Below are 23,297 nucleotides of genomic sequence, written 5' to 3'. Positions count from 1 at the left end.
CGTCCGCCGGATCATGGCCTATCTGTCCGACGCCTGCCAGCGCGGATTGATCCATGGTTCCTGGTTGGACGGCGCCAGCGGCGAGCGCCCGAGAACGTGGTCGGCGGCCTTCTCGCCAGTCATGATCGACGGCGCGTTGAGATTGCCATTGGTGACGCGCGGGAAGATCGAGGAATCGGCGACCCGCAGCCCTTCGACGCCGATGACGCGGCATTCCGGATCGACGACGCTCATCGCATCGTCGGCACGGCCCATCTTGCAGGTGCCGCAAGGGTGATAGGCGCTTTCGGCGTGGTCGCGGATGAAGGCGTCGAGCTCGTCGTCCGATTGTACGTGCGAACCCGGCGACAGTTCCTTGCCGCGGTAAGGATCGAAGGCCGCTTGCCCGAAGATCTCACGGGTCAGCCGGATGCAGTGGCGGAACTCCGTCCAGTCGTCCGGATGCGACATGTAGTTGAAGCGGATCACCGGCTTCGATTTGGGATCGGGCGAGCGCAGCGTGACCGAACCGCGCGACTTCGACCGCATCGGCCCGACATGCGCCTGGAAGCCATGCGCCTTCGCCGCCGCCTTGCCGTCATAGCGGACTGCTGCCGGTATGAAGTGATACTGGATATCGGGATAATCGACGCCGGCGCGCGAGCGCACAAAGGCGGCCGCCTCGAAATGATTGGTGGCGCCGAGGCCGGACTTGAAGAACAGCCACTGCGCGCCGATCAATGCCTTCGAGAACGGGTTCAAGATGGAGTTCAGCGTGATCGGCTTTGTCGATTCCTGCTGGATGTAGAGTTCCATGTGGTCCTGCAGATTGCGGCCGACGCCGGGCCGGTCGACAATCACCGGAATGCCGTTTTCTTTGAGGTGCTGGCCGGGGCCGATGCCGGACAGCATCAGGATCTTGGGCGAGTTGATCGAGGACGCGGCAACGATCACCTCACGCCGCGCTCTGATCACCTGAATCCGCTTGCGCGCTTCGATCTCGACTCCGGTGGCGCGTTGATTCTCGATGATTACCCGTCGGGCGAACCCCTTGACCAAGCTGACATTTTTCCGCCTGAGTGCCGGCCTGAGATAGGCGCTCGCCGCCGACCAGCGGCGACCGCCACGAATGGTCTGCTCCATCGGCCCAAAACCTTCCTGCTTCGCGCCATTGTAATCATCGGTTAGCTCGAAACCGGCCTGACGGCCTGCCTCGACAAAGGCGCCGTAGAGTGGATTGGTCCGCGAGCCGCGCTGCACAGTCAGCGGGCCGCCATGGCCGCGCCAGCCATTCTCGCCGCCATTGCTGTCCTCCATTCGCTTGAAGTACGGGAGCACGTCTGCGAAGCCCCAGCCGGCCGCGCCCTGTTCGGCCCAATGGTCGAAGTCGCGGGCATGGCCGCGCACATAGACCATGCCGTTGATCGAGGATGAGCCGCCGATGACCTTGCCGCGAGGCGTTGCCAGCACGCGGCCGCCGAGATGCGGCTCCGGCTCGCTGGCAAAGCCCCAGTCGTAGAGGCTCATGTTGAGCGGGATCGACAGCGCCGACGGCATCTGGATCAGCGGCCCGATATCGCTGCCGCCATATTCGATGACGATCACCGAATGCTTGCCGTCCTCCGACAGCCGGTAGGCCATGGCCGAGCCGGCCGAGCCGGAGCCGATGATGACGAAATCCGCTTCAAGCATGGTTCATGCGCGCCCATGGTTCATATGCGCAATGAAATCGGCCAGCGAGACGTTGCCGCCGGTTGCCACTACGAGAACGGTCTTGCCGGTCACGTCGACCTTGCCGCCGAGCAACGCCGCGAGTGAAGCAGCGCCCGAAGGCTCGAGCACCAGCTTCAGCCGCTCGAAGGCGATCCGCATAGCGCGCCGCACCGAAGCATCGTCGACGGTGACGCCGCGAACGCCGGCGGTCTTCACCGCTGCGAACGGCGCGTCGCCAGGCCGCCGCGACATCAGCCCGTCGCAGATCGATTTCGGCCCGATCGGCATGGTTTCGATGGCGCCATGTGCCAGCGACGAGCCCATGCCGTCAAAACCTTCCGGCTCGACGCCGATGATCTTCGTGGCTGGCGACAGGTAGTGGAAGGCCAGCGAAACACCGCCGATCAGGCCGCCGCCGCCGACCGAGCAGAACAAGAGATCGGCCTCGGTTTGCCTGGCGGCGAGCTGGTCGAGTGCCTCCAGCCCGGCACCGGCCTGGCCGGCGACGATCTCCGGATCGTCGAACGGGTGCAGCAGCGCCAGGCCTTCGCTCGCGGCGATCTCGCGCGCCCTGGCGGCAGCGACTTCCTCACGCGCGCGCTCGCCATGGTCGGTCAGCACGACGTGCGCGCCGTAGCCCGATGTGGCGTCGCGCTTGGCGGCCGGCGCGTCGATCGGCATGACGATGGTGACAGGAATGCCGAGCGCCTGGCCCGCCGCCGCCAGCCCTTGCGCGAAATTGCCGGAGGAATAGGCGACGACGCCCTTTTTGGCTTCGTCAGGCGACAGCCGCTTCAGCCGCCAGTAGGCGCCGCGCACCTTGAACGATCCTGCCCATTGCAGCGACTCGGCCTTGACGAAGAAGCGGGCGGCGCCGGTCTCGCGGGCGAGTGCCGCCGATTCCAGCAGCGGCGTGATCTGCGTCGCCTTGGAGGTGGCGGCATAGGCCTGCCTGAGATGGTCGAGCGAGGGGACGAGACTGTCTGCCATCATTTGCCTCGCGGAAAGCGCTTCTGCTCTTCGAGCAGGTCGAGGTTCATGTGATTGCGCATGTAGCGCTCCGATGCTTTCTGCAGCGGCTGGAATTCCCAAGGGTAGTGGGTGCCGTTGCGCAGCGCCGGGTAGACCACCCAGCGGCGTGCCTGGCTGGCACGCACCGCGGCATCGAACGCCGCCATGTCCCAGCGCTCCCGCACCTTGCCGGTGAAAGCCGCCACCAAAGCCGCATTGGCCGGATCGGCGGCGAGGTTGGTCAATTCCAGCGGATCCGATTCAAGATCAAACAGTTGCGGCGGATCGATCTCGCAATGGATGAATTTGTAGCGGCCCTCGCGCATCGCCACCATCGGCGCGTTCGAGCCTTCGGCTGCATATTCCATCAGCACCGGCGCGGAGCGTTTCCTTCCGTTCAGCAGCGGCAGTAGCGACTGGCCGTCGGTCCACGGCGCAATCGCGCTGATGTCGATGCCGGCGAGATCGCAAAGCGTCGGCGTCACGTCGAGGTTGGAGACCGGCGTGTCGATCAGCCCGGTGCGTATGCTCTTGCCGGCGATCATCAGCGGCACCCGCGCCGAACCTTCGAAGAAGCACATCTTGAACCACAGGCCGCGCTCGCCGAGCATGTCGCCGTGGTCCGAGCAGAACAGGATGACCGTGTCGTCGAGCATGTGCGTGCGCTCGAGCACCGACAGCAACTCGCCGAGCTTGTCGTCGAGATAGGAGATATTGGCGAAATAGCCGCGCCGCGCGCGGCGGATCTGCTCCGCGGTGATGTCAAAGCTATCATAGTCGCTGGCGCGGTAGAGCCGCTGCGAATGCGGGTCCTGCCTGTCGTAGGGAATGAAGCCGATCTCGGGCTCGAGCGCCGGGCAATCCTCGTAGAGGTCCCAGTAGCGCCGCCGTGCGACGTAGGGATCGTGCGGATGGGTGAAGGAAACCGTCAAGCACCAGGGCCGATGTGCGATGTCGTCGGAGACGCGGGCAAGATCGTAGAGCTTCTGCACCGCATGGAAGGCGACCTCGTCGTCATACTCCAGCTGGTTGGTGATTTCGGCAGTTCCGGCACCGCTCACTGAGCCCAGATTGTGATACCACCAGTCGATCCGCTCGCCGGGCTTGCGATAGTCCGGCGTCCAGCCGAAATCGGCCGGATAGATGTCGGTGGTCAGCCGTTCCTCGAAGCCGTGCAACTGGTCCGGCCCGACGAAATGCATCTTGCCAGAGAGGCAGGTGTGATAGCCGGCGGCGCGCAGATGATGGGCAAAGGTCGGGATCGACGAGGTGAATTCGGCGGCGTTGTCATAGACCCCGGTGCGTGACGGCAATTGGCCGCTCATGAATGCGGCGCGGCCCGGCGCGCAGAGCGGCGAGGCGGTGTAGTTGTTGCAAAAACGCGCCGAACGCGCGGCGAGCGCCTTCAGATGTGGCGCGTGCAGGAAGTCTGCCGGCCCGTCTGGAAACAGCGTTCCGTTGAGCTGATCGACCATGACGATCAGGATGTTGGGTCGCTTGGATGTCACTGCTTCTGCCGTCCGCTAAGCTTCATTTCGAGATAGTCCTCAACCAGTGCGATCGCGGTCGCGGCATCGGGCACGCCGTCCTTCAGCGCGCGCCTGATATAGAGCCCGTCGATCAGCGCCGCCGTCGCTTCGGCAACCCGGTCGGCCTCGCTTCTCGGCAGGATACCGGTCAGCCCGCTAAGCAGATTGGAATGCAGCCGCCGTGCATAGACCTTGAGCAGCCGGCGAAGTGCTGCCGATTTCTGCGCCTCGACATAGAAGGCGAGCCAGGCGGCGATCGTTTCCGGCTGGAACTGGACGTCGGAGAAATTGACCGCGACCACTGCCGAGACGCGCTGGCGCGCCGTGCCGGCCGTGCGAAGCGCGCGCCGCGTATCGGCGGTGAGCCCGCTCAGGATGTGCCGCATCGTCGCCAACAGCAATTCGTCCTTGGCGCCGAAATAATGGTGGGCAAGCGCCGAGGACACGCCGGCGCGCCCGGCGATTTCCGACATCGTGACATCAAGTGAACCGCGCTCGCCGATCGCCGAGATCGTTGCGTCGATGAGCGCCTTGCGGCGCAACGGCTCCATTCCGAGTTTCGGCATTCTTGCTCCGGCCTGTTGGGTAAGTTTATTTTTTATTGACGCATCAATCAACAAAAAATTCAGCCTGATTTGCTGGCAAATGCCAGGCGTTATGACCAGATATCAAGATCAAGCGATTGTGCGGTTCTGGCCCCTTCACGAAACCGGCGGAACGGTTCATCCTTGAACAATGCCGAGCGGCCGCGACATCGCGCAGCCGGGCCTGCAGGATGGAGATCGCCATGACAGCATGCATCGTCGGTTGGGCGCATTCGCGCTTCGGCAAGCTCGAAGGCGAGACGCTGGAGGGCCTGATCACCAAGGTGGCGGTCGAGGCGCTCGATCATGCCGGCATCGGTCCAGATGACGTCGACGAGATCGTGCTCGGCCACTTCAACGCCGGGTTTTCCGCCCAGGATTTCACCGCGAGCCTGGTCCTCCAGGCAGACGACCGGCTGCGCTTCAAGCCGGCGACCCGCGTCGAGAACGCCTGCGCCACCGGCTCGGCGGCGGTCAGGCAAGGCATCCGCGCCATCGACGCAAATGCCGCCCGTATCGTGCTGGTGGTCGGCGCCGAGCAGATGACGACGACGCCCGGTCCTGAGATCGGCAAGAACCTGCTCAAGGCCTCGTATCTGCCGGAGGATGGTGACACGCCGGCAGGCTTCGCTGGCGTCTTCGGCAAGATCGCTCAAGCCTATTTCCAGCGCTACGGCGACCAGTCGGATGCGCTGGCGATGATCGCCGCCAAGAACCATAAGAACGGCGTCGACAATCCCTACGCGCAGATGCGCAAGGATTTCGGCTACGAGTTCTGCCGGCAGGAAAGCGAAAAAAACCCCTTCGTCGCCGGTCCGCTGAAGCGCACAGACTGCTCGCTGGTTTCGGACGGCGCCGCCGCCCTTGTCCTCGCCGACACGGCGACGGCGCTGAAGATGCGCCGCGCCGTCGCCTTCCGCGCCAATGAGCATGTGCAGGATTTCCTGCCGATGTCGAAGCGCGACATCCTCGCGTTCGAAGGTTGCGAGCAGGCCTGGAATCAGGCGCTGAAGCAGGCCGGCGTGACGCTCGGCGACCTGTCCTTCGTCGAGACGCATGACTGTTTCACCATCGCCGAGCTGATCGAGTATGAGGCGATGGGCCTGGCCAAGCCGGGCGAGGGCGCCAAGCTGGCCTTGGATGGCGATACGGCGAAAGACGGAAGGCTGCCGGTCAATCCGTCCGGCGGGCTGAAGGCCAAGGGCCACCCGATCGGTGCCACCGGCGTATCGATGCATGTGCTTACCGCCATGCAACTCGTCGGCGAGGCGGGCGGCATCCAGGTGCCGGGAGCAAAGCTCGGCGGCATCTTCAACATGGGCGGCGCGGCGGTCGCCAACTACGTTTCCATTCTCGACCGGATCAGATAAAAGCGGCCCCGCATTACAGCGCGCGCGCCGCTTCGCGCGCGCAAAAGGGCGCTATATCGCTTTGATTTTGCGCATGATCCTTTTCGAAAATTGATTCCGAGTTTCGAGATCATGCGCTAGCGGGGAATTCATGACAAATCCGGTTCTGGTCGAAGTTTTGCGCGGCGCTATCGTCGAGAGCGCGCATCGCGGCGCTGTTGCCGTCTTCGACGCCGACGGCAAGCCTGTTTGGGAGATCGGCGACACGGCACAACCGGTGTTCCCGCGTTCGGCGGTCAAGGCGATCCAGGCGTTGCCGCTGGTCGAGAGCGGCGCTGCCGATGCCTACGGCTTCGGTGACCGGGAGCTGGCACTGGCCTGCGCCTCGCATTCCGGCGAGCCGCCACATGTCGAGTTCGCGAGGGCTATGCTGGCGAAGGCCGGCCTGGACGAGACGGCACTCGAATGCGGCGCGCATTGGCCGTCGAGCCATGGGGCGACGCTGGCGCTTGCCCGCGCCGGCAGCGTGCCGAACGCGCTGTACAACAATTGTTCCGGCAAGCACTCAGGCTTCCTATGCACCTGCGTTCACAGCGGCATCGCCCATCGCGGTTACGTCAAGGCTGGCCATGCTTCGCAGGAGATGGTGCGCGAAGCGATGCAGGCGGTGACCGGTGCTGCCCATGACGCCGATCACCGTGGCACTGACGGCTGCTCGATTCCGACCTATGCCGTGCCGCTGCGCAGCTTTGCGCTTGGCTTTGCCCGCATGGCGACAGGCGCCAGCTTCGAGCCGGTGCGCGCCCGGGCGGCGAAGCGGCTGCTTTCCGCCTGCATGGCTGAGCCGTTTTTCGTCGCCGGCACTGGCAGGTCCGACGTCGCGATGATGGAGGCCGCGCCCGGCCGGATCTTTGCCAAGGGGGGCGCCGAGGGCGTCCATTGTGCCGCCCTTCCAGAGCTTGGCCTTGGCATCGCGCTGAAATGCGACGACGGCGCCGGCCGCGCAACTGAAGTCATGCTCGCGGTCGTGCTGTCAAAGCTTTTGCACGCAGACCAGCCGCTGGCGGGAAAGCTGATCGAACAGGCAAATCCGCCTATCGAAAGCCGGATCGGCGCCAAAGTCGGCGCGCTCCGGCCCACCGCCGCCCTCAACTGACGTGATTGCGCTCGACGGTCAAATGCGCATAGCCGGCATTGCCTGACGCGGCGAGGTCGCCGGTCACCGGCTCGGCCCAGCGCTGGCCGACGATCGCGCCCTTCTGGACCCCGTCGATGACATTGTCGGAAATGATTGCCGTTCCGGCACCTTCGACCACGGTGACGACGATGCCGGTTCCGGCCTTGCGGATGACGTTTCCCGTGGCGACCACATTGCGCATGAACGGTCCCCAGCCGATCTGCATGCCGTAGAGCGGCGCATTCTCAACGACATTGCCGGAAACGGTGGTGTCTGCCTCGACGCTGATGCCGACGCCGAAGCCGGGCGCATCGGCAGGGTAGGGGCCGCTGGTCGACAGGTTGCGGACGATGTTGCCGGAGCAGACCCCCATGCGGCCGCCTTCGTTGAAATTGACGATCGAAATACCGTTCGCAGCACTATCGACGATGTTGTTGCTGATGATGGCGCCTTCGAATGAGAATTCGGAATACACGGCTGTTTCGCCCGAGCGCGAGCAGGTGTTGCCGGTGATCTGCAAATTGCTGGCACTGTTGGCGCGGATAGCCGAAAACGCGCAATCCGAAACAATATTGCCGGAGATGATGACATTGCCGGCGCGGAAGGCATTGATGCCGTTGCCGTTCTGGCCGGTTCCGCCGCTGCGCGCCTGGATGCGTTCGACGCGGTTGCCGCTGACGATGGTACCATCTTCCGCCGCCTGCCAGCGGTGCACCAGAATGCCGCCATTGGCGCAGTCGGAGACGCTATTGCCTGATATTTCCAGGCCATCGGCCTCGACCGAATAGATGCCGGCATCGGCCGCATCGGATATCTCCGAGCGTTCGATACGGCCCGAGGCGTGTTCGAGCGCCAGACCGTTCTTGCCGCTGCCGGTAAGCTGGCAATTGTCGACGACGAGATGGGCGATGCGGCGCAGATCGAGCAGGCCTTGCGTATAATCGCCCATCCAGTGGTTGCTGCCGTCGAACACCAGTCCACTGAGTACGATATGCTCGGCCTGTTCCGCCATGATGAGATGGCCGTTGCCGCCATAGACGATCCGCGATGCGCCCGCCACGCCGGACAGGCGCACGCGGCCGGGCAGCGACAGGTTGGAAACGATATAGGTCCCCGGCGGCAGGAACACCGGCATGTCGCGAACGTGCGCTTCGCGCAGCAGCTTGGTGAAAGCCTTGCTCTGGTCCTCAAGCGCGCCGGGCCGGACGCCGAGATCGGTCGCATTGATCGCCCCGCGCATCGCGGCTTTGTCGATGCCGTGCAGGTTTTCCGCCGCTGCCTTGCCGAGCGAAAGCCCCATGACGGCAAAGCCGGCGGTCTGCGTAAGCAGCGTTCTTCTGTTCAACATCGGCACAGATCCCTTGCGTCCAACGCTCACGCGGCAGGATTCGTGCCAGACGGGATCGGCCCCGAGGTCGGGTTTGCCGGCTATGGCTTGTGGAGTCGTCGCGCCGGGCCTAAGTTCATCGGATGAGCAGGGCCTTCACCCGCGAGGAAGACAGCGAAAACGCCATTGCCGGCATCGGCGAGCGGCCGATCAGCCATCACCGCAATCTGGTGACGGAACACGGCCTGGCGCTGATCGATGCGGAGGTGGCCGCTCTGCGCGACGAACTGGGCAGAGCCGAAAAGAGGGCCGACCGCGAGCGCATCGCGCTGGTGTCGCGTGATCTCCGCTATTGGACGGCGCGGCGTGAAAGCGCCGAGCTTTCGGTGCCGGAACCGGGCAGCGACATGGTTCGCTTCGGTATGGGCGTCACACTGGAGAGCGACGACGGCAAGAAGGTGCACTGGAAGATCGTCGGCGAGGATGAGGCCAACCCGGCCAAAGGGTCAATTTCCCATATGTCGCCGATGGCGATGGCGCTGTTCGGCAAGACGGTCGGCGAAATTGCCGTGGTTAACGGCAAGGAATGGGAGATCGTCAAGCTCTCCGATAGTTAGTCTTCGAGCTTGACGACATGGTCGCGGAAGAACGCCGCGGCACCGGCCTCGTCGATTTCGCCGGCGGCGACGCCCATGACGAATTCGTAAAGCATGCCGTCATTGGCCGACAGGGCATAACCATTCACAATCAGAAATGCGCCGGCAGCGACAATGGCGGTGCGTTTGTTGCCGTCGACAAAGGCATGATTTCGGGCGATGCCGAAGACATAGACGGCGGCGAGTTCTTCAACCGACGGGTCTCCGTAGTTGGCTTTGTTCTCCGCACGGGCGAGCGCCGATTCAATGGCATTTTCATCCCTCAAGCCTTGTGCTCCGCCGTGTCGGCGCAACTGCTCGGCGTGCATCGCTTCGACTGCACGCCGCGTCAGAAACTCCCAGCTCATTCGGCGAGCTTCTGAAGCGCGACCTTGTATTTGTCCATGACCTCGCGGGCAGCTTTCATTTGCCGCTCGAAGCTGTCGTCCACCGGCTTCAGCGCAAGACCGTCACCTGTTTCAACGATTTGAAGCTGGTCGCCGGCCTTCAGGTTCAGACGATCGAGAATCTCCCTCGGCAGGATCACGCCTTCGGAATTGCCGATCTTGCGAATGGTCGTGTTCATGGTGAGACATCCTGTTGCAACGCTGATTATAACTCAGCGTGTCGGTCGTTGCAACGGGCATTATAACAAAGCGTCAGCCCGCCTGCAGCAGCCGGTCCATCAGCCGCTCTGCCGCTTCCGGGATGACCGTGCCGGGCGGGAAGATCTCCGCTGCGCCTGCCTGCCGGACTGCATCGTAATCCTTCGGTGGAATGACGCCGCCGGCGACGATCAGCATGTCGTCGCGGCCGAGCTTCTTCAGCGCCTGTTTGAGTTCGGGAATGAGCGTCAAATGGCCTGCCGCCAACGACGAGACGCCGACGATGTGCACGTCATGCTCGACCGCCAGCTTGGCGATCTCGTCCGGCGTCTGGAACATCGGCCCAACGGTGACGTCGAAGCCGAGATCGGCAAAGGCGGTGGCGATCACTTTCTGGCCGCGATCATGGCCGTCTTGCCCCATCTTGGCGACCAGAATACGCGGCTTGCCGCCGGACTTCTCCTCGAACGCTACGACCTTGTCCTGCAACCGGTCGACCACCGGATTGTCGCCAAGCGCGTTGCGATAGACGCCGGAGATCGTCTGCACCGAGGCGACATGGCGGCCGAAGACCTTTTCCAGCGCCAGCGAAATCTCGCCGACCGTGGCATTGGCGCGCGCCGCCCGGATGGCGAATTCCAGCAGGTTTTCGTTACTCCCGGCAGCACGGGTCAGCGCATCGAGCGCGCTCTCGACGGCGGCGACGTCACGCGTGCCTTTCAGCCGCTGCAGCTTCGACAATTGCCGCGCCCTGACTTCCGCGTTGTCGATCCTCAGCACGTCGACTTCGATGTCCGTGCCGGGACGGTGGGCATTGACGCCGACCACGATCTGTTCGCCGGAATCGATGCGCGCCTGGGTGCGCGCGGCAGCCTCTTCGATGCGCAGCTTCGGTAGGCCCTTTTCGATCGCCGCGGCCATGCCCCCGAGGCTCTCGACCTCCTCGATATGGGCAAGCGCGCGCGCCGCCAGATCATGCGTCAGCCGCTCGACATAGGCAGAGCCGCCCCACGGGTCGATGCTCCGGGTCGTGCCGGATTCCTTCTGCAGGATGAGCTGTGTGTTGCGGGCGATGCGGGCCGAATGATCGGTCGGCAGCGCCATTGCCTCGTCGAAGGAATTGGTGTGCAGCGACTGCGTGTGGCCTTGAGTCGCCGCCATCGCCTCTATCATGGTGCGGATGATGTTGTTGTAGGGGTCCTGCGCCGTCAGCGACCAGCCCGAAGTCTGGCAATGGGTGCGCAGCGACAGCGAGCGCTCGTCCTTCGGCGAAAAGTTCTTCAGCATCAGGCTGGCCCACAAAAGGCGCGCTGCTCTCAGCTTCGCGACTTCCATGAAGAAATTCATGCCGATCGCCCAGAAAAACGAGAGGCGCGGCGCGAAACGGTCGATGTCGAGGCCGGCCGCGACGCCGGCGCGGGCATATTCGATACCGTCGGCAATCGTGTAGGCGAGCTCGAGGTCCGCCGTCGCTCCCGCCTCCTGCATGTGGTAGCCGGAGATCGAGATCGAATTGAACTTCGGCATATGCGTCGACGTGTAGGAAAAAATGTCCGACACGATCCGCATCGAAGGTTTGGGCGGATAGATGTAGGTGTTGCGCACCATGAACTCTTTCAGGATGTCGTTCTGAATGGTTCCAGTGAGGTCCTTCTGCGCGACGCCCTGTTCCTCCGCCGCCACGATATAGAGCGCCATGATCGGCAGCACCGCGCCGTTCATCGTCATCGATACCGTCATCTCGTTAAGCGGGATGCCCTCGAACAGCTGGCGCATGTCGAGAATGGAATCGATGGCGACGCCGGCCATTCCGACATCGCCGGCGACGCGCGGATGGTCGCTGTCGTAGCCGCGATGCGTGGCGAGATCGAAGGCGACCGACAGGCCTTTCTGGCCGGCGGCAAGGTTGCGCCGGTAGAAGGCGTTGGACTCTTCGGCCGTCGAGAAGCCGGCATATTGCCGGATCGTCCAGGGTTGCTGGACATACATCGTCGGATAGGGGCCGCGCATGAAGGGCGGCAGGCCCGGATAGGTATCGAGATGCGGCAAGCCCTTGAGATCGCCCTGGTTGTAGAGATGCTTGACGGCGATGCCTTCCGGCGTCATCCGCTGGCCTTTGACGTCGACCGGCGCCCGCCGTGGCGGCGACCAGCCGATCTGGCTGAAATCGGGGATCATGGTACGGCTCCGATCGACTGATCGATGCGGATCGGAAACAGCGGCTCGCACACCGCAACGCCTTCGGTGAAGGCTGGCCGCCGCTCCGCCGCCAGCGTCTCGACCGGACGCTCGGTTTTCGACGGGTGCAGCGTCGTGCCGACGATCGCCCGTTCGCCCGCCTGGTAGGCAGCTTTGCGGCGGGCGGAAGCTGCCTGCACGCGTCTCTGGACGTGGCCTTGTTCGAGGCTGGTCAGCACGCCGCCTTCCGCCTCGATCTGCTGGAACTCCTGCCAGGCCGCCGCGCAGAGCTCCGCAGTCAGGGTTTCGACGGCGCCCGAACCGCAAGCCGGATCGGCGACGTGGTCGATGTGGCTTTCATTGGCCATGATCAGTTGCGCGTTGCGGGCAACGCGGCGTGCAAAACCCGCGGGCAGGCCGTGCGCGATGGTATGCGGCAGGATGGCGATCGAATCCGCCCCGCCGGCGGCAGCGGCAAAAGCGGCGATGGTGGTGCGCAGGATGTTGGTTTCCGGGTCGGCCGCCGTCATCATCCTGAAGGAGGTTTCGGCATGGATGCTGGCGGTGGAGGGCGGTATCGAGCAGGCCTCCTGGACACGCGCCCACAGTCTCCGCAACGCCCTGACCTTGGCCGTCGACACGAACTGGTCCTGGTCGACGCTGAGCGCAAAACCGATATGCGGCGCCGCATAGACAAGCGGCTGGCGCGCCTTCTCGAACAGCCTCAAATAGGAGACTGCCGAGGCGAGCATCGTGCCAAGCTCCTGCGCCTCGGTTGCGCCGGCATTGTGGAACACCCGCCCGTCGGCTTCCAGCAGCACGCCGGGCACCCCCATCGAAAAGAAATGTGCGAGCGACTGCGGCATCGATGCCTGCAAAGCTTCGATCGACATGCGCAGCCTGCCGGTCCCGGCAAATATCGCCGCCGGATCGATGCCGAAGGAGAGGTTGAGCTTTGCCGGGTCGGAGCGGCGCTTGGTCAAGAACGCCACCAGCCAGTCGGCCACGGCGCGGCTCCAGGGATGGGCATCGATGCGGATCTGGATGCGGTTGAGCGGCACGCCGTCGAGCACGCTCTCCAGCGCCTCGGCCGTCCTCGGCAAGCCATAGCCGAAGGCGTTCGGCGCGCCTTCGAAGACAAGCGACAGTCCGGTAGCACCCTGCGCGACGTCTTCCAGCGCCTGCGCCCTGGCGCGGCCTATGTCCGGATCGTCGATACGCTGGCTGACGATCCACGGTGATCCCGGGTTGGCGCGCACGACAGGCTCGACGGTCACCGAACGCTCGTAGAGCGGCTCGATGCGGATGGCGTCGTCCGTATGCGAGACGAGCTTTTCCTCGAAGGAACCGCCGGCCAGCGCCTTCTCCGCCAGCGCCAGCCATCGTTGCCGGTCGGCGCTCGGAAGGTCGGCATCATGGGTCAAGGCACCGGCGCCCATCCGTTCTCCTCGTTCTAGTGGCCGTGTCAGCCTACTATGTCAGTCTACGGTCCCCGGTCCCATATCACAATGCAGCACACATGCCGTGCAACTCGCCTTCCGTGACGGTGACCGTCAACCGATTGCCAAACATGGGCAGGTTCCGCAAGCTCCAAAAGCCATTTTCGACGATGCCCATTGTCGCTGCGCAATGGCCTCACTATACCTGCGGCGGGCCTCCCTTTTCTTCAAGGGGATCAGGGCATTCAACCCTATAGGTTTGCGGAGACCGGACACATGGCCGACGACACCAGTATCTTCATGGGAGCCAGCCGCAAGCCGGACGACAGCTATCAGCGGCCGGAACGGCTTTTGCTGCAATATGGCAATCGTCACGGCCTGGTCACCGGCGCGACCGGCACCGGCAAGACGGTGACCCTGCAGATATTGGCCGAGGGTTTCTCCAATGCCGGCGTGCCGGTATTCTGCGCCGACATCAAGGGCGATCTGTCGGGTATCGCCATGATGGGCACAGCGCAGGATTTTCTGGTCAAGCGGGCCGAGCAGGTCAAGCTCGATCCCTATGAGTTCCAGGAATTTCCGGTCATCTTCTGGGATCTGTTCGGCGAGCAGGGTCACCCGATCCGCGCCACCATCTCGGAGATGGGGCCGCTGCTTCTGTCGCGGCTGATGAACCTCTCCGAGGCGCAGGAAGGCATTATGAACATCGCCTTCCGCATCGCCGACGAGGAAGGCCTTTTGCTGCTCGACTTGAAGGACCTGCAGTCACTGCTTGCCAACATCGCCGACCGCGCCGAAGAGATCGGCGCCCGCTACGGCAATGTGACGAAACCTTCGGTCGGCGCGATCCAGCGCACGCTGCTGGTCCTGGAGCAGCAGGGCGCTGCCAATTTCTTCGGCGAGCCGGCATTGCGGATCGCCGACATCATGCGCACCACGCGCGATGGACGCGGCGCCATCAGCGTGCTCGCCGCCGACAAACTGATGATGAATCCGCGGCTCTATGCGACGTTCCTTCTGTGGCTGATGTCGGAACTGTTCGAGGAACTGCCCGAGGTCGGCGACCCGGACAAGCCGAAGCTGGTCTTCTTCTTCGACGAGGCGCATCTTCTGTTCGACGACGCGCCGAAGGTGCTGATCGACCGCGTCGAACAGGTGGTCCGGCTGATCCGTTCGAAGGGCGTCGGCGTTTATTTCGTCACGCAAAATCCGCTGGATATCCCTGAAACGGTGCTGGCGCAGTTGGGCAACCGCGTGCAGCACGCACTGCGTGCCTATACGCCGCGCGAACAGAAGGCCGTCAAGACGGCGGCCGAGACGTTCAGGCCCAGTCCCGATTTCGACTGTGCAACCGTGATCACGCAACTCGGCACCGGCGAGGCACTCGTCTCCACGCTGGAAGCCAAGGGCGTGCCGTCCATGGTACAGCGCACGCTGATCCGCCCGCCATCCTCGCGGCTTGGCCCCATCACGCCCGAAGAGCGCCGCAAGCTGATCACTGAGAGCCCGGTTTCGGGACAGTACGACCAGACCGTCGATCGCGAATCGGCTTTCGAGATGCTGCAAAAAAAGGCCAAGGACGCCCAGGAGGCACAAGCGCAGCAGCAGGAGAGCGGCCGTTCGCGCTGGACCATTCCCGGCTTCGGCAATGACGATCCCCAGCCAGCTGGCGGCCGCCGCGCGCCGCGGCCTTCCAACCGCCAGACGGTGGCGGAGGCGGCGATCAAATCCGTGGTGCGCTCGGTCGGCTCGTCGGTCGGACGGGCGATCGTGCGGGGTATTCTGGGGAGTTTGGCCAGGGGGCGGTGAGGGAGCATCGGGCCACCGAGTTTGACAAATGCTGTCTTGGCATCAAGCGCCAGTAGCCAGATCTGGAGGACAGCGGGCGGCGGCTATGCTCCCGTCTATTTGGCGGATAAGGTAAAGAGCCTCCGGGATGCGCCCGAGACTTGGGAGTGAACATGCCACCCCGCCTGCTCGCTCTAGTGTCCGCCTCTGGGATGCGGCTACCGCCCCTTCAGCGACCGACATGCGGGCATTGCAGCCTGCGGCCTTTGGGCCGATTGCGGACAGGCCGCCTTAGGCTGGGATACACGAGAGCCGACATTCAGGTCGTCGCGAACATCGTCGTGACCTGACCCTGACCCGCCCTTCATCAGCATATTACGCTGCCTGATAGCTGACATTCACGGCAACCAGCACCGAGACCCCAAAGCAGCCACTTGCTCGAGTAAATGCCTTGGCAGATCTTGTGGAGGATTACAGATGCCGGCCTTCTGTGGGAGGTGCCGTGCGCCGGGGCCGGCGTCCGGAAGCCCTCCAGGGAACGAACCCGCGGGTGGTGATCGCGGTTTCGACCCTATGGGAGATTTGACGAGAGCTGCCATTGCTCCTCAATAAGGCCCTCGCCGACATGGTTAGACACGGTCCAAGAACTCGAGCACCCGCCGCGTGAGCAGCGCGCTGGCAGCCGCCTCGTACGACGGGAGCGAGCTGTCGGCGAAGTAGTGCTGGTCGCCGGGATAGAGGAACAGCTCCGCGTCCTCGACCTTCTCCACGATCTCGCGAGCGGCGTCGATGTCGCCCTCGCCGACGAAGATCAGGTCGTTATCCATACCGTGGATCTGGACCGGGACGCCGTCCGGCCAGGGTCCGAAGGCCCACTCGCCGCTAATCGGCAGACAGGAGTGGAAGAGCAGGGCTCCGCAGGCACCGGGTCGTGTCTGTGTGAGCTTCTGCGCCGGCAGCACGCCGAACGAGAATCCGGCGTAAACGAGCTCGGGGGTCAGTTCGCCGGCGACGCGGACGCCGCGCTCCCGCATGTCGTCGAACCCGATCTCACCGATGTAGGCGAGACCCTCGTCAATACTCTGGAATGTGCGTCCGTCGAACAGGTCCGGCGTATGCACGGTGTGCCCGGCTGCCCGCAGGTCGTCAGCGAACGCGCGCACGCCGGGAGTCAACCCTTGTGCGTGGTGGAACAGCAGGACCTCGGCCATGGGAGCCTCCAGGTGGGACGTGGATTGCGGCGATAATTGCGAATCGCTTCGCAGAACTGCAAGCGATTTCGCTGTGCATCGAAGAACTTCCAAATGATGACAAGCCTCGGCGCATCGTCTTTCCCGGCGTGACGACGCGGGGGCCGATCTACACCAACAGATAGGCGGCGACGAAAATGCTTCCGGCGCCCACGTCCGCCAGACGGACGCACCGCGGCGGTAGTGTCTTGGTTCGAATTTCCGCCAAGGTCGACTCCGGCCGATGCGCGAAAGGCAGCTTGAAGGAGCGCCATGAAAGTCGCTTTAAGCGCGTCCGTTCGTTCAAGAACCCTAAGCTACCGAACGACCGAAATCGACGGCGAAGGACTGGCTGGGGTGGGAATGCGTCATTCCCAGCAGACACACGAATGACGCAAGCGCGCACAGAAGCGGACATTGATCCAGTTAGTCGCTCGGTGTTATGTCGCTTGGGCAACTGGCTCCTGTCAGCGGTTGGTTTGATCTGCATCAGCGGCAGTTTGCAGGCCTTTCTGTTTACTTGGAGTCACATCAGCATGGAATCACACGACGACGACCTTAAGAATTTCGAGGCCCATGGCGCTGCGCCTCTGCCCGTTACGAGCGATCAGGGCTTCGTGGATCACGACGGCGCTCGAATTTGGTACGCGACATACGGGTCCGGCTCTCCCGTGATCCTGCTGCATGGTGGCCTCGGCCATAGCGGTAATTGGGGCTATCAAGTTTCAACGCTGGTCAGCTCTGGCTATCGCGCCGTGCTCATTGATAGCCGCGGCCACGGCCGCAGCACGCGCGATCAGCGGCCTTTTACATATGAGTTGATGGCATCCGACGTGCTCGCCGTGATGGACGCGCTGCAGTTGGAAAAGACGGCCGTTGTGGGCTGGAGCGACGGCGCGTGCATCGCTTTAATCCTCGCAATGAACGCACCCGAGCGGGTTGCCGGTGTATTCTTCTTTGGCTGCAACATGGACCCCAGCGGCACAAAGGAATTCGAGCCCACTCCGACCGTCGACCGGTGTTTCAGACGGCACGCCAAGGACTATGCCGACCAATCGGCCACGCCGGACCAATTCAATGTATTTGTCGAAGCGGTCGGCAAGATGATGAAGAGCGAACCTAACTATTCTGCAGGCGACTTGACCCATGTCCATGTGCCCGTTGCGATCGTGCAAAGCGAGCACGACGAGTTCATCAAGCCCGAACATGCCGCATATCTCGCGCGGAGCATTCCGGCAGCGGAATTGATCATCCTGTCCGGCGTGAGCCACTTCGCACCCCTGCAAAGACCAGAGCAATTCAACGGCGTGATGCGTGCTTTCCTCGGCAAGGTTCTTTCTTGAAGGAAGATGACGCTCGGCGGCGGCTCGCAAGTCCGCTTTCGGGTCACGGCTTGCCGTAGGACTGCTCCGCAGGAGGGGCAGAGAAGGGCCGACTCAAGCCGTAGCGCGAAGGTCAGTTTTGGAGAAGCGCCGGGAATGGCAGCTCCTGGCGCCACCACGACCTCCAGCGCGGTCGCCTGCGACGTCAGCTTTCAGGAAACGGCAAAGCGAATCTATACGGCCGAGATTAGGCGCAAAGCGGTCATCCGACCGCTTGGCCTTCGGAAGACGTATTTGGATCATGAGCTGTCCACCGGCGGACTGCACAGAGCGCGGCAAAATCCGCTGCTCGGCATAAACACCGCACCTGAAGGCGGGCACCGGCACGGGCAAGCCGACGCTCGGCAAAACCAGCAGGAGCCGTGAGCAATCCCGCCTGTGCTTTCGCCCAATTCAGAAGATAGAGTTTGTGATCGATTTTATCGGGCCGAGCAGGATCGATCCTTCCGGCACGCCGGCGTCGATCGGAATGGCTTTGCGGTTTGCGGTCGCCACCATCGGCTGGCCGATATCGGCCGTCACCACGACCGGGGTCTTGTTTGGCACACGGTCGTAGAGATCGATAATGTCCTGGTTCATCAGGCGAACACAGCCCGACGACACCGACTTGCCGATCGACCGCCATTCCGGCGAACCGTGCAAGCGGTAGAGCGTGTCCTGGTTGCCTTGGAAGAGATAGAGCGCCCGCGCGCCAAGCGGGTTCTTGAGCCCGCCGGGCATGCCGCCATTCTCGGCGCTGTAGGGTTTCAACTCCGGCTGCCGGGAGATCATTTCGTCCGGCGGCGTCCATTTCGGCCATTTCTGCTTCCATTGGACCACGGCATCGCCCGACCATTCGAAACCGGCGCGGCCGAGGCCGACACCGTAGCGGATAGCCTGGCCGCCCGGGCGCACCAAGTAGAGGAAGTGATTGGTGGTGTCGACGACGATGGTGCCCGGCTGCTGCCCGGTCGGATCGTCCACGATCTGGCGCAGGAACTGCGGGTCGATTTTGTCGACCGGTATCGCCGGCAGCTCGAAGCCGCCATCAGACATCGGCCCATACATCGTCATATAGTCGCCGAGCGCCGGCTCGACATAGGTCGGCGGCGGTGGCTCGACCGGCTGTTGCGACAGCGTGGTGCAACTGGAGACCGCGACCGAGGCGGCGCCAAGGGCTGCGGCGTTGAGGAAACCGCGACGGCTAAGGCGCAGAGAGGACGATGGAGGTGTGAACATGATTGCCTTTTTTAAGTCTCAAATCGCAACAAAGCATGAATGCGTCCGGTTGTGCGCAGGTGCTCGAGCAATGCTCGGCGCGATAGGCGGTTCCAATTCTGGCCGCAGGGTGGACAAACAAAGGCAAAGCTGTGACTGGATCGCTACTGTTGCGCCGACGCAACATTTCCGGTGTCAAACCGCGGCAACCAGACCTTCAAGGGACGGCAGGATCAGGGCCGGTGGGAAATCCCGGTATTCCTCTGGGTGATTGGCGCGGTTGATCCACACCGTCCGGAAGCCGAATTTGGTGGCGCCGGCAACGTCCCAGCGGTTGGAGGACTGGAAAGAGACAGCGCCTGGATAGAGGCGCCAGCCCGTGGTGACTATGTCGTAGACCGACGGGTCGGTCTTGAAGCGCCTGACGCTGTCGACGGAAAAGACGTCGTCCAGGACCTGGTCGAGCGCGGCGGACTTGACGGCCGCCTCCAGCATTTCAGGCGAACCGTTGGACAGGATCGCCAGCCTTGCCCCCGATGCCTTGAGCGCCTTGAGCACGGCCGGCACCTCCGGATAGCAGTCCAGCCGCCAATAGGCCTCGAGCAACTTCGCCTTCAGCCCGGCATCGGCGGACGGAACCTTGCGCAGGGCGAAATCGAGTGCCTGCTCGGTGAGCTGCCAGAAATCGGCATAGGCCCCCATCAGCGTCCGCACCCAGGAATATTCCAGCTGCTTTGCGCGCCAGATCTCGGACAGCAACTGGCCGTCCGGCCCGATCTGGTCGGCGTGACGGCGCACGGCCGCGTGCACGTCGAACAGCGTGCCATAGGCGTCGAAAACGTAAGCTGCATGGTGCATGCGACAGTTTTGAGGCTGCGCAAGGCAAGGCGCAAGCGCTGATTGCAGTCCGCCAGCCCGCTGGCCTCAACAAATCTCAGCCAAACCGGTTGACGGCGGCCGCCAAAGCATCTTCCAATGCGCCGCAACAAGCATCGAACGGAACCTGGCAATGACACTGGCGACTGCGGCGCAATCCGCGACATGGACCTTCGTCGACGGCGACTGGTATGAGGGCAACGTCGCCATCCTCGGGCCGCGCAGCCATGCCATGTGGCTCGGCACCAGCGTGTTCGACGGCGCCCGTTGGTTCGAGGGCGTCGCTCCCGACCTCGATCGCCATGCAGCAAGGGTGAACGCCTCGGCGATCGCGCTCGGCCTGAAACCGACGATGAGCACCGACAAGATCGTCGGCCTGACCTGGGACGGGCTGAAGAAGTTCGACGGCAACACAGCGGTCTACATCAGGCCGATGTATTGGGCCGAGCATGGCGGCTATATGGGCGTGCCGGCCGACCCGGCCTCGACGCGTTTCTGCCTTTGCCTCTATGAATCGCCGATGATCTCGCCAGCGGGTTTTTCGGTGACGGTGTCGCCGTTCCGCCGCCCGACAATCGAAACCATGCCGACTAACGCCAAGGCCGGCTGCCTTTATCCCAACAACGGCAGGGCCATCCTCGAAGCCAAGATGCGCGGCTTCGACAATGCGCTCGTGCTCGACATGCTGGGCAATGTCGCCGAGACCGGGACCTCGAATATTTTCCTGGTCAAGGACGGCCATGTCCTGACGCCGGCGCCGAACGGCACCTTCCTGTCCGGCATCACTCGCGCGCGCACCATGGCCCTGCTTGGCGAGTACGGTTTCACGACGACGGAAAAGACGCTGTCGATCCGCGATTTCCTGGAGGCGGACGAAATCTTCTCGACCGGAAACCACTCGAAAGTCGTGCCGGTCACCCGTATCGAGGATCGCAATCTGCAGCCCGGGCCGGTGGCCAAGAAGGCGCGCGAACTCTATTGGGAATGGGCGCATTCGACTTCGCCCGGCTGACCCGCTAAAAAGCGGCCCGGCGCTTCGTTTCCGGAGTTGTTCCAGACCAATCCAGTCCTATGTTAGTCCGGTATCGACACCGGATTTTTCCACGAGGGAGTACGACCGATGGCTTTTGAATTGCCCGCCTTGCCCTATGATTACGAGGCTTTGCAGCCTTATATGTCCAAGGAAACGCTGGAATATCATCACGACAAGCACCACAAGGCCTACGTCGACAACGGCAACAAGCTGGCCGCCGAGGCGGGCCTGGGCGATTTGTCGGTCGAAGAGGCCGTCAAACAGTCCTTCGGCAAGAATGCGGGGCTCTTCAACAATGCCGCCCAGCACTACAATCATATCCATTTCTGGAAATGGATGAAGAAGGGCGGCGGCGGCAACAAGCTGCCGGGCGCCTTGCAAAAAGCGGTCGACAGCGATCTTGGCGGCTACGACAAGTTCAAGGCCGACTTCATCGCCGCCGGCACCACCCAGTTCGGTTCGGGCTGGGCCTGGGTCTCGGTCAAGGACGGCAAGCTGGCGATCTCGAAGACGCCGAATGGCGAGAACCCGCTCGTCCATGGCGCGACGCCGATCCTTGGCGTCGATGTCTGGGAACATTCCTACTACATCGATTATCGCAACGCCCGACCGAAATATCTCGAAGCCTTCGTCGACAGTCTCATCAACTGGGACTATGTGCTCGAACTCTACGAAAAGGCCTGATCCGTTCCAGAAAGCCCCGGCAGAACCGGGGCTTTTCTTTTTCAGCATCAGAACGACAGTTGCAAAAATTTCACGCAAGCGTGAGGCGAAGCGTCGGAATTTTTAAGCCATCCTTGCCGTTTGTCATCGGGGTGGGACCGCACCCTGAATTGCCTTCAACATGGAGCCAAGTGAATGAGAAAGCTTATCCTCGCCATCTCGATGCTCGCCTTCGCCGGTTCGGCGGCATTTGCCGACCCGGTCGCTGACCGGCAGGCCCTGATGAAGGAACGTGGCAAGATCGCCGCCGGCTTGTCGAAAGTGGTCAAGGGCGAGACGCCCTACGACGCAGCTTCGGTGCTGACGGCGTTGCAGGCACTGCAGGCCAATGCCGAGAAATTCCATGCCGGCGTCGACGCGCTGTTCCCGGCGGGCAGCGACATCGGCGACACCACGGCGTCTCCCAAGATCTGGCAGGACATGGCCGGCTTCAAGACGGCTGAAGGCAAGTACCTCGCCGACGTCAAGGCGGCGGTCGCCGCGGCACCTGCGGATGCCGACGCGTTGAAGGCACAGTTCAACACCATCGGCGGCGGCTGCGGCAACTGTCATCAAAGCTACAGGGTGAAAAAAGGCTGATAGCGGGCAATGCCCTTGCTGAAGAAACTCGTCGGCGCCGCCCTCGTTCTGGGCGGCGTCGCCGCGATTGCCGGCTGGTTCCTGTCGGCTCCGGTCAGGCTCGGTGCCGCCACGCTGGCGCAGCTTGGCCCCGGTGACGCTGACAGGGGCAAGCGCATCTTCTACGCTGGCGGCTGCACATCCTGTCATGCCAAGCCTGGCTCGCAAGGCGACGCTCGCCTTCAGCTGGTCGGCGGCCTCGAGCTCAAGACGCCATTCGGCACCTTCGTGCCGCCGAATATCTCGCAGGATACCAAGGACGGCATCGGCGCCTGGTCGGTCGAAGACTTTGCCAACGCCATGCTGAAGGGCGTGTCGCCGTCGGGCGAGCATCTTTATCCAGCATTTCCCTATATTTCATACGCGCGCATGAAGCCGGCCGACATTGCCGATCTCTATGCGTTCCTGAAGACCTTGCCCGCGGTCGCCGGCAAGGCACCCGCCAATTCGCTGGGGTTTCCCTTCAACGTCCGACGCGGCCTTGGTCTGTGGAAATTGCTCTATCTGAGCGACAAGCCGGTCGTTTCCTTTCCCGAAGGCACGCCACAGCCGGTGCAGGCCGGCCGCTATTTGGTCGAAGGCCCCGGCCATTGCGGCGAATGCCACACGCCGCGGGACCTTACCGGCGGTACCAGGAAGAGCCAGTGGCTGGCAGGCGCCGCGGCCGCGGAAGGCAGCGGCATCGTGCCCAACATCACGTCGGGCGAGGGCGGCATCGCCGACTGGTCGGAAGCCGACATCGCCAACTATCTCGAAACCGGCTTCACGCCGGACTTCGATACGGTCGGCGGCGCGATGGTCGACGTGCAACGGAACATGGCCGTGCTGACCCGGGAGGACCGCGCGGCGATCGCCGCCTATCTGAATGCCGTGCCGCCGCATCCCAACGGCTATCCGGCGCGCAAGAAGCCGGCGAGCTGACGGG

At 63.3% G+C, this 23,297-nt stretch carries 22 protein-coding genes; 9 read left to right on the top strand and 13 right to left on the bottom strand.

From position 1 onward, the window contains the following. Positions 1-18 precede the first annotated feature (18 nt). The 5 genes from betA to NKJ09_RS12875 are packed head-to-tail and all read right to left on the bottom strand — an operon-like array spanning position 19 to position 5,021. Complete coding sequence (betA, locus tag NKJ09_RS12895; protein ID WP_023718434.1) at positions 19-1,671, bottom strand: choline dehydrogenase; 1,653 nt, start codon at positions 1,669-1,671, stop codon at positions 19-21. 3 nt (positions 1,672-1,674) lie between these two features. Then, positions 1,675-2,682, bottom strand: a complete 1,008-nt coding sequence (locus NKJ09_RS12890; protein ID WP_023718433.1) for a threonine/serine dehydratase family protein — start codon at positions 2,680-2,682, stop codon at positions 1,675-1,677. Continuing rightward, the gene (betC, locus tag NKJ09_RS12885; protein WP_352494813.1) at positions 2,682-4,211 is read right to left on the bottom strand and encodes a choline-sulfatase; all 1,530 of its coding nucleotides are present in this window, start codon (positions 4,209-4,211) and stop codon (positions 2,682-2,684) included. Before betC ends, NKJ09_RS12890 begins: the two co-directional genes overlap by 1 nt. After that, positions 4,208-4,798: a choline-binding transcriptional repressor BetI gene (gene betI, locus NKJ09_RS12880; protein WP_023718431.1), complete on the bottom strand. Its 591-nt coding sequence runs from the start codon at positions 4,796-4,798 to the stop codon at positions 4,208-4,210. Before betI ends, betC begins: the two co-directional genes overlap by 4 nt. 43 nt (positions 4,799-4,841) lie before the next feature. After that, positions 4,842-5,021, bottom strand: a complete 180-nt coding sequence (locus NKJ09_RS12875; RefSeq protein ID WP_352483650.1) for a hypothetical protein — start codon at positions 5,019-5,021, stop codon at positions 4,842-4,844. Between NKJ09_RS12875 and NKJ09_RS12870 the strand changes: the two genes are divergently transcribed. Continuing rightward, positions 5,020-6,186 carry an acetyl-CoA acetyltransferase gene (locus tag NKJ09_RS12870; RefSeq protein WP_352483649.1) on the top strand — a complete coding sequence of 389 codons (1,167 nt, stop codon included), beginning with the start codon at positions 5,020-5,022 and terminating at the stop codon, positions 6,184-6,186. The two genes, NKJ09_RS12875 and NKJ09_RS12870, sit on opposite strands and share 2 nt — an antisense overlap. A gap of 130 nt (positions 6,187-6,316) precedes the next feature. Then, positions 6,317-7,321, top strand: a complete 1,005-nt coding sequence (locus NKJ09_RS12865; protein ID WP_352494814.1) for an asparaginase — start codon at positions 6,317-6,319, stop codon at positions 7,319-7,321. Here the strand turns inward: NKJ09_RS12865 and NKJ09_RS12860 are convergent. Beyond that, entirely contained in the window at positions 7,314-8,690 is a 1,377-nt protein-coding gene (locus NKJ09_RS12860) for a TIGR03808 family TAT-translocated repetitive protein (RefSeq protein WP_352494815.1), read from the bottom strand. The two genes, NKJ09_RS12865 and NKJ09_RS12860, sit on opposite strands and share 8 nt — an antisense overlap. 122 nt (positions 8,691-8,812) lie before the next feature. On the opposite strand from NKJ09_RS12860, the gene NKJ09_RS12855 reads away from it, so the two are divergent. Then, positions 8,813-9,286, top strand: coding sequence for a GreA/GreB family elongation factor (locus NKJ09_RS12855; RefSeq protein ID WP_352494816.1), 474 nt, complete (start codon positions 8,813-8,815; stop codon positions 9,284-9,286). Here NKJ09_RS12855 and NKJ09_RS12850 read toward each other — a convergent pair. The 4 genes from NKJ09_RS12850 to NKJ09_RS12835 form a co-directional block, all read right to left on the bottom strand. Beyond that, positions 9,283-9,672 carry a type II toxin-antitoxin system death-on-curing family toxin gene (locus NKJ09_RS12850; RefSeq protein ID WP_023718426.1) on the bottom strand — a complete coding sequence of 130 codons (390 nt, stop codon included), beginning with the start codon at positions 9,670-9,672 and terminating at the stop codon, positions 9,283-9,285. The genes NKJ09_RS12855 and NKJ09_RS12850 overlap by 4 nt on opposite strands. Then, positions 9,669-9,890, bottom strand: a complete 222-nt coding sequence (locus NKJ09_RS12845; protein ID WP_023718425.1) for an AbrB/MazE/SpoVT family DNA-binding domain-containing protein — start codon at positions 9,888-9,890, stop codon at positions 9,669-9,671. The genes NKJ09_RS12850 and NKJ09_RS12845 overlap by 4 nt, the downstream gene beginning before the upstream one ends. A 73-nt stretch (positions 9,891-9,963) precedes the next feature. Then, positions 9,964-12,087 carry a methylmalonyl-CoA mutase gene (scpA, locus tag NKJ09_RS12840; protein ID WP_352494817.1) on the bottom strand — a complete coding sequence of 708 codons (2,124 nt, stop codon included), beginning with the start codon at positions 12,085-12,087 and terminating at the stop codon, positions 9,964-9,966. Further along, positions 12,084-13,526: a methylmalonyl-CoA mutase subunit beta gene (locus NKJ09_RS12835; RefSeq protein ID WP_352762828.1), complete on the bottom strand. Its 1,443-nt coding sequence runs from the start codon at positions 13,524-13,526 to the stop codon at positions 12,084-12,086. The genes scpA and NKJ09_RS12835 overlap by 4 nt, the downstream gene beginning before the upstream one ends. Before the next feature lie 276 nt (positions 13,527-13,802). Here NKJ09_RS12835 and NKJ09_RS12830 point away from each other — a divergent pair, with 276 nt between their 5' ends. Then, positions 13,803-15,335: a helicase HerA-like C-terminal domain-containing protein gene (locus NKJ09_RS12830; protein ID WP_352494818.1), complete on the top strand. Its 1,533-nt coding sequence runs from the start codon at positions 13,803-13,805 to the stop codon at positions 15,333-15,335. 608 nt (positions 15,336-15,943) lie between these two features. On the opposite strand, the gene NKJ09_RS12825 is transcribed toward NKJ09_RS12830, so the two are convergent. After that, positions 15,944-16,525, bottom strand: coding sequence for a dienelactone hydrolase family protein (locus tag NKJ09_RS12825; protein WP_023718420.1), 582 nt, complete (start codon positions 16,523-16,525; stop codon positions 15,944-15,946). 554 nt (positions 16,526-17,079) lie between these two features. Here NKJ09_RS12825 and NKJ09_RS12820 point away from each other — a divergent pair. Continuing rightward, on the top strand, positions 17,080-17,886 hold the full coding sequence (locus tag NKJ09_RS12820; protein WP_023718418.1) for an alpha/beta fold hydrolase: 807 nt from the start codon (positions 17,080-17,082) through the stop codon (positions 17,884-17,886). Between the two features lie 432 nt (positions 17,887-18,318). Here NKJ09_RS12820 and NKJ09_RS12815 read toward each other — a convergent pair whose 3' ends face one another. After that, positions 18,319-19,143, bottom strand: coding sequence for a L,D-transpeptidase (locus NKJ09_RS12815; RefSeq protein ID WP_352494819.1), 825 nt, complete (start codon positions 19,141-19,143; stop codon positions 18,319-18,321). 174 nt (positions 19,144-19,317) lie between these two features. Then, on the bottom strand, positions 19,318-19,980 hold the full coding sequence (locus NKJ09_RS12810) for a haloacid dehalogenase type II (protein ID WP_023718415.1): 663 nt from the start codon (positions 19,978-19,980) through the stop codon (positions 19,318-19,320). A 151-nt stretch (positions 19,981-20,131) separates the two neighbouring features. Here NKJ09_RS12810 and NKJ09_RS12805 point away from each other — a divergent pair, with 151 nt between their 5' ends. From NKJ09_RS12805 to NKJ09_RS12790, 4 genes are all read left to right on the top strand, one after another. Beyond that, a complete protein-coding gene (locus NKJ09_RS12805; RefSeq protein WP_023718414.1) occupies positions 20,132-21,010 on the top strand; it encodes a branched-chain amino acid aminotransferase in 879 nt (292 codons plus the stop codon). A 108-nt stretch (positions 21,011-21,118) separates the two neighbouring features. Continuing rightward, positions 21,119-21,715 carry a superoxide dismutase gene (locus NKJ09_RS12800; RefSeq protein ID WP_023718413.1) on the top strand — a complete coding sequence of 199 codons (597 nt, stop codon included), beginning with the start codon at positions 21,119-21,121 and terminating at the stop codon, positions 21,713-21,715. A gap of 174 nt (positions 21,716-21,889) precedes the next feature. Next, positions 21,890-22,333 carry a c-type cytochrome gene (locus NKJ09_RS12795; RefSeq protein WP_023718412.1) on the top strand — a complete coding sequence of 148 codons (444 nt, stop codon included), beginning with the start codon at positions 21,890-21,892 and terminating at the stop codon, positions 22,331-22,333. Positions 22,334-22,342: 9 nt separating this feature from the next. Next, positions 22,343-23,293 (top strand): cytochrome c, encoded by a 951-nt coding sequence (locus tag NKJ09_RS12790; protein WP_352494820.1) that lies wholly within the window; start codon positions 22,343-22,345, stop codon positions 23,291-23,293. Positions 23,294-23,297 lie beyond the last annotated feature (4 nt).

The sequence above is a fragment of the Mesorhizobium sp. M0189 genome (assembly GCF_040322135.1).
GTDB lineage: Bacteria > Pseudomonadota > Alphaproteobacteria > Rhizobiales > Rhizobiaceae > Mesorhizobium.
Note: the sequence above shows the minus strand (reverse complement) of the source record. Positions and strands in the feature narration are given on the sequence as shown.

Excerpts from the sequence above, each read along its gene's own strand:
- betA (WP_023718434.1), bottom strand. The coding sequence starts at position 1,671 with ATGCTTGAAGCGGATTTCGTCATCATCGGCTCCGGCTCGGCCGGCTCG.
- NKJ09_RS12890 (WP_023718433.1), bottom strand. The coding sequence starts at position 2,682 with ATGGCAGACAGTCTCGTCCCCTCGCTCGACCATCTCAGGCAGGCCTAT.
- betI (WP_023718431.1), bottom strand. The coding sequence starts at position 4,798 with ATGCCGAAACTCGGAATGGAGCCGTTGCGCCGCAAGGCGCTCATCGAC.
- NKJ09_RS12870 (WP_352483649.1), top strand. The coding sequence starts at position 5,020 with ATGACAGCATGCATCGTCGGTTGGGCGCATTCGCGCTTCGGCAAGCTC.
- NKJ09_RS12875 (WP_352483650.1), bottom strand. The coding sequence starts at position 5,021 with ATGGCGATCTCCATCCTGCAGGCCCGGCTGCGCGATGTCGCGGCCGCT.
- NKJ09_RS12865 (WP_352494814.1), top strand. The coding sequence starts at position 6,317 with ATGACAAATCCGGTTCTGGTCGAAGTTTTGCGCGGCGCTATCGTCGAG.
- NKJ09_RS12860 (WP_352494815.1), bottom strand. The coding sequence starts at position 8,690 with ATGTTGAACAGAAGAACGCTGCTTACGCAGACCGCCGGCTTTGCCGTC.
- NKJ09_RS12855 (WP_352494816.1), top strand. The coding sequence starts at position 8,813 with ATGAGCAGGGCCTTCACCCGCGAGGAAGACAGCGAAAACGCCATTGCC.
- NKJ09_RS12850 (WP_023718426.1), bottom strand. The coding sequence starts at position 9,672 with ATGAGCTGGGAGTTTCTGACGCGGCGTGCAGTCGAAGCGATGCACGCC.
- NKJ09_RS12845 (WP_023718425.1), bottom strand. The coding sequence starts at position 9,890 with ATGAACACGACCATTCGCAAGATCGGCAATTCCGAAGGCGTGATCCTG.
- scpA (WP_352494817.1), bottom strand. The coding sequence starts at position 12,087 with ATGATCCCCGATTTCAGCCAGATCGGCTGGTCGCCGCCACGGCGGGCG.
- NKJ09_RS12835 (WP_352762828.1), bottom strand. The coding sequence starts at position 13,526 with ATGGGCGCCGGTGCCTTGACCCATGATGCCGACCTTCCGAGCGCCGAC.
- NKJ09_RS12830 (WP_352494818.1), top strand. The coding sequence starts at position 13,803 with ATGGCCGACGACACCAGTATCTTCATGGGAGCCAGCCGCAAGCCGGAC.
- NKJ09_RS12825 (WP_023718420.1), bottom strand. The coding sequence starts at position 16,525 with ATGGCCGAGGTCCTGCTGTTCCACCACGCACAAGGGTTGACTCCCGGC.
- NKJ09_RS12820 (WP_023718418.1), top strand. The coding sequence starts at position 17,080 with ATGGAATCACACGACGACGACCTTAAGAATTTCGAGGCCCATGGCGCT.
- NKJ09_RS12815 (WP_352494819.1), bottom strand. The coding sequence starts at position 19,143 with ATGTTCACACCTCCATCGTCCTCTCTGCGCCTTAGCCGTCGCGGTTTC.
- NKJ09_RS12810 (WP_023718415.1), bottom strand. The coding sequence starts at position 19,980 with ATGCACCATGCAGCTTACGTTTTCGACGCCTATGGCACGCTGTTCGAC.
- NKJ09_RS12805 (WP_023718414.1), top strand. The coding sequence starts at position 20,132 with ATGACACTGGCGACTGCGGCGCAATCCGCGACATGGACCTTCGTCGAC.
- NKJ09_RS12800 (WP_023718413.1), top strand. The coding sequence starts at position 21,119 with ATGGCTTTTGAATTGCCCGCCTTGCCCTATGATTACGAGGCTTTGCAG.
- NKJ09_RS12795 (WP_023718412.1), top strand. The coding sequence starts at position 21,890 with ATGAGAAAGCTTATCCTCGCCATCTCGATGCTCGCCTTCGCCGGTTCG.
- NKJ09_RS12790 (WP_352494820.1), top strand. The coding sequence starts at position 22,343 with ATGCCCTTGCTGAAGAAACTCGTCGGCGCCGCCCTCGTTCTGGGCGGC.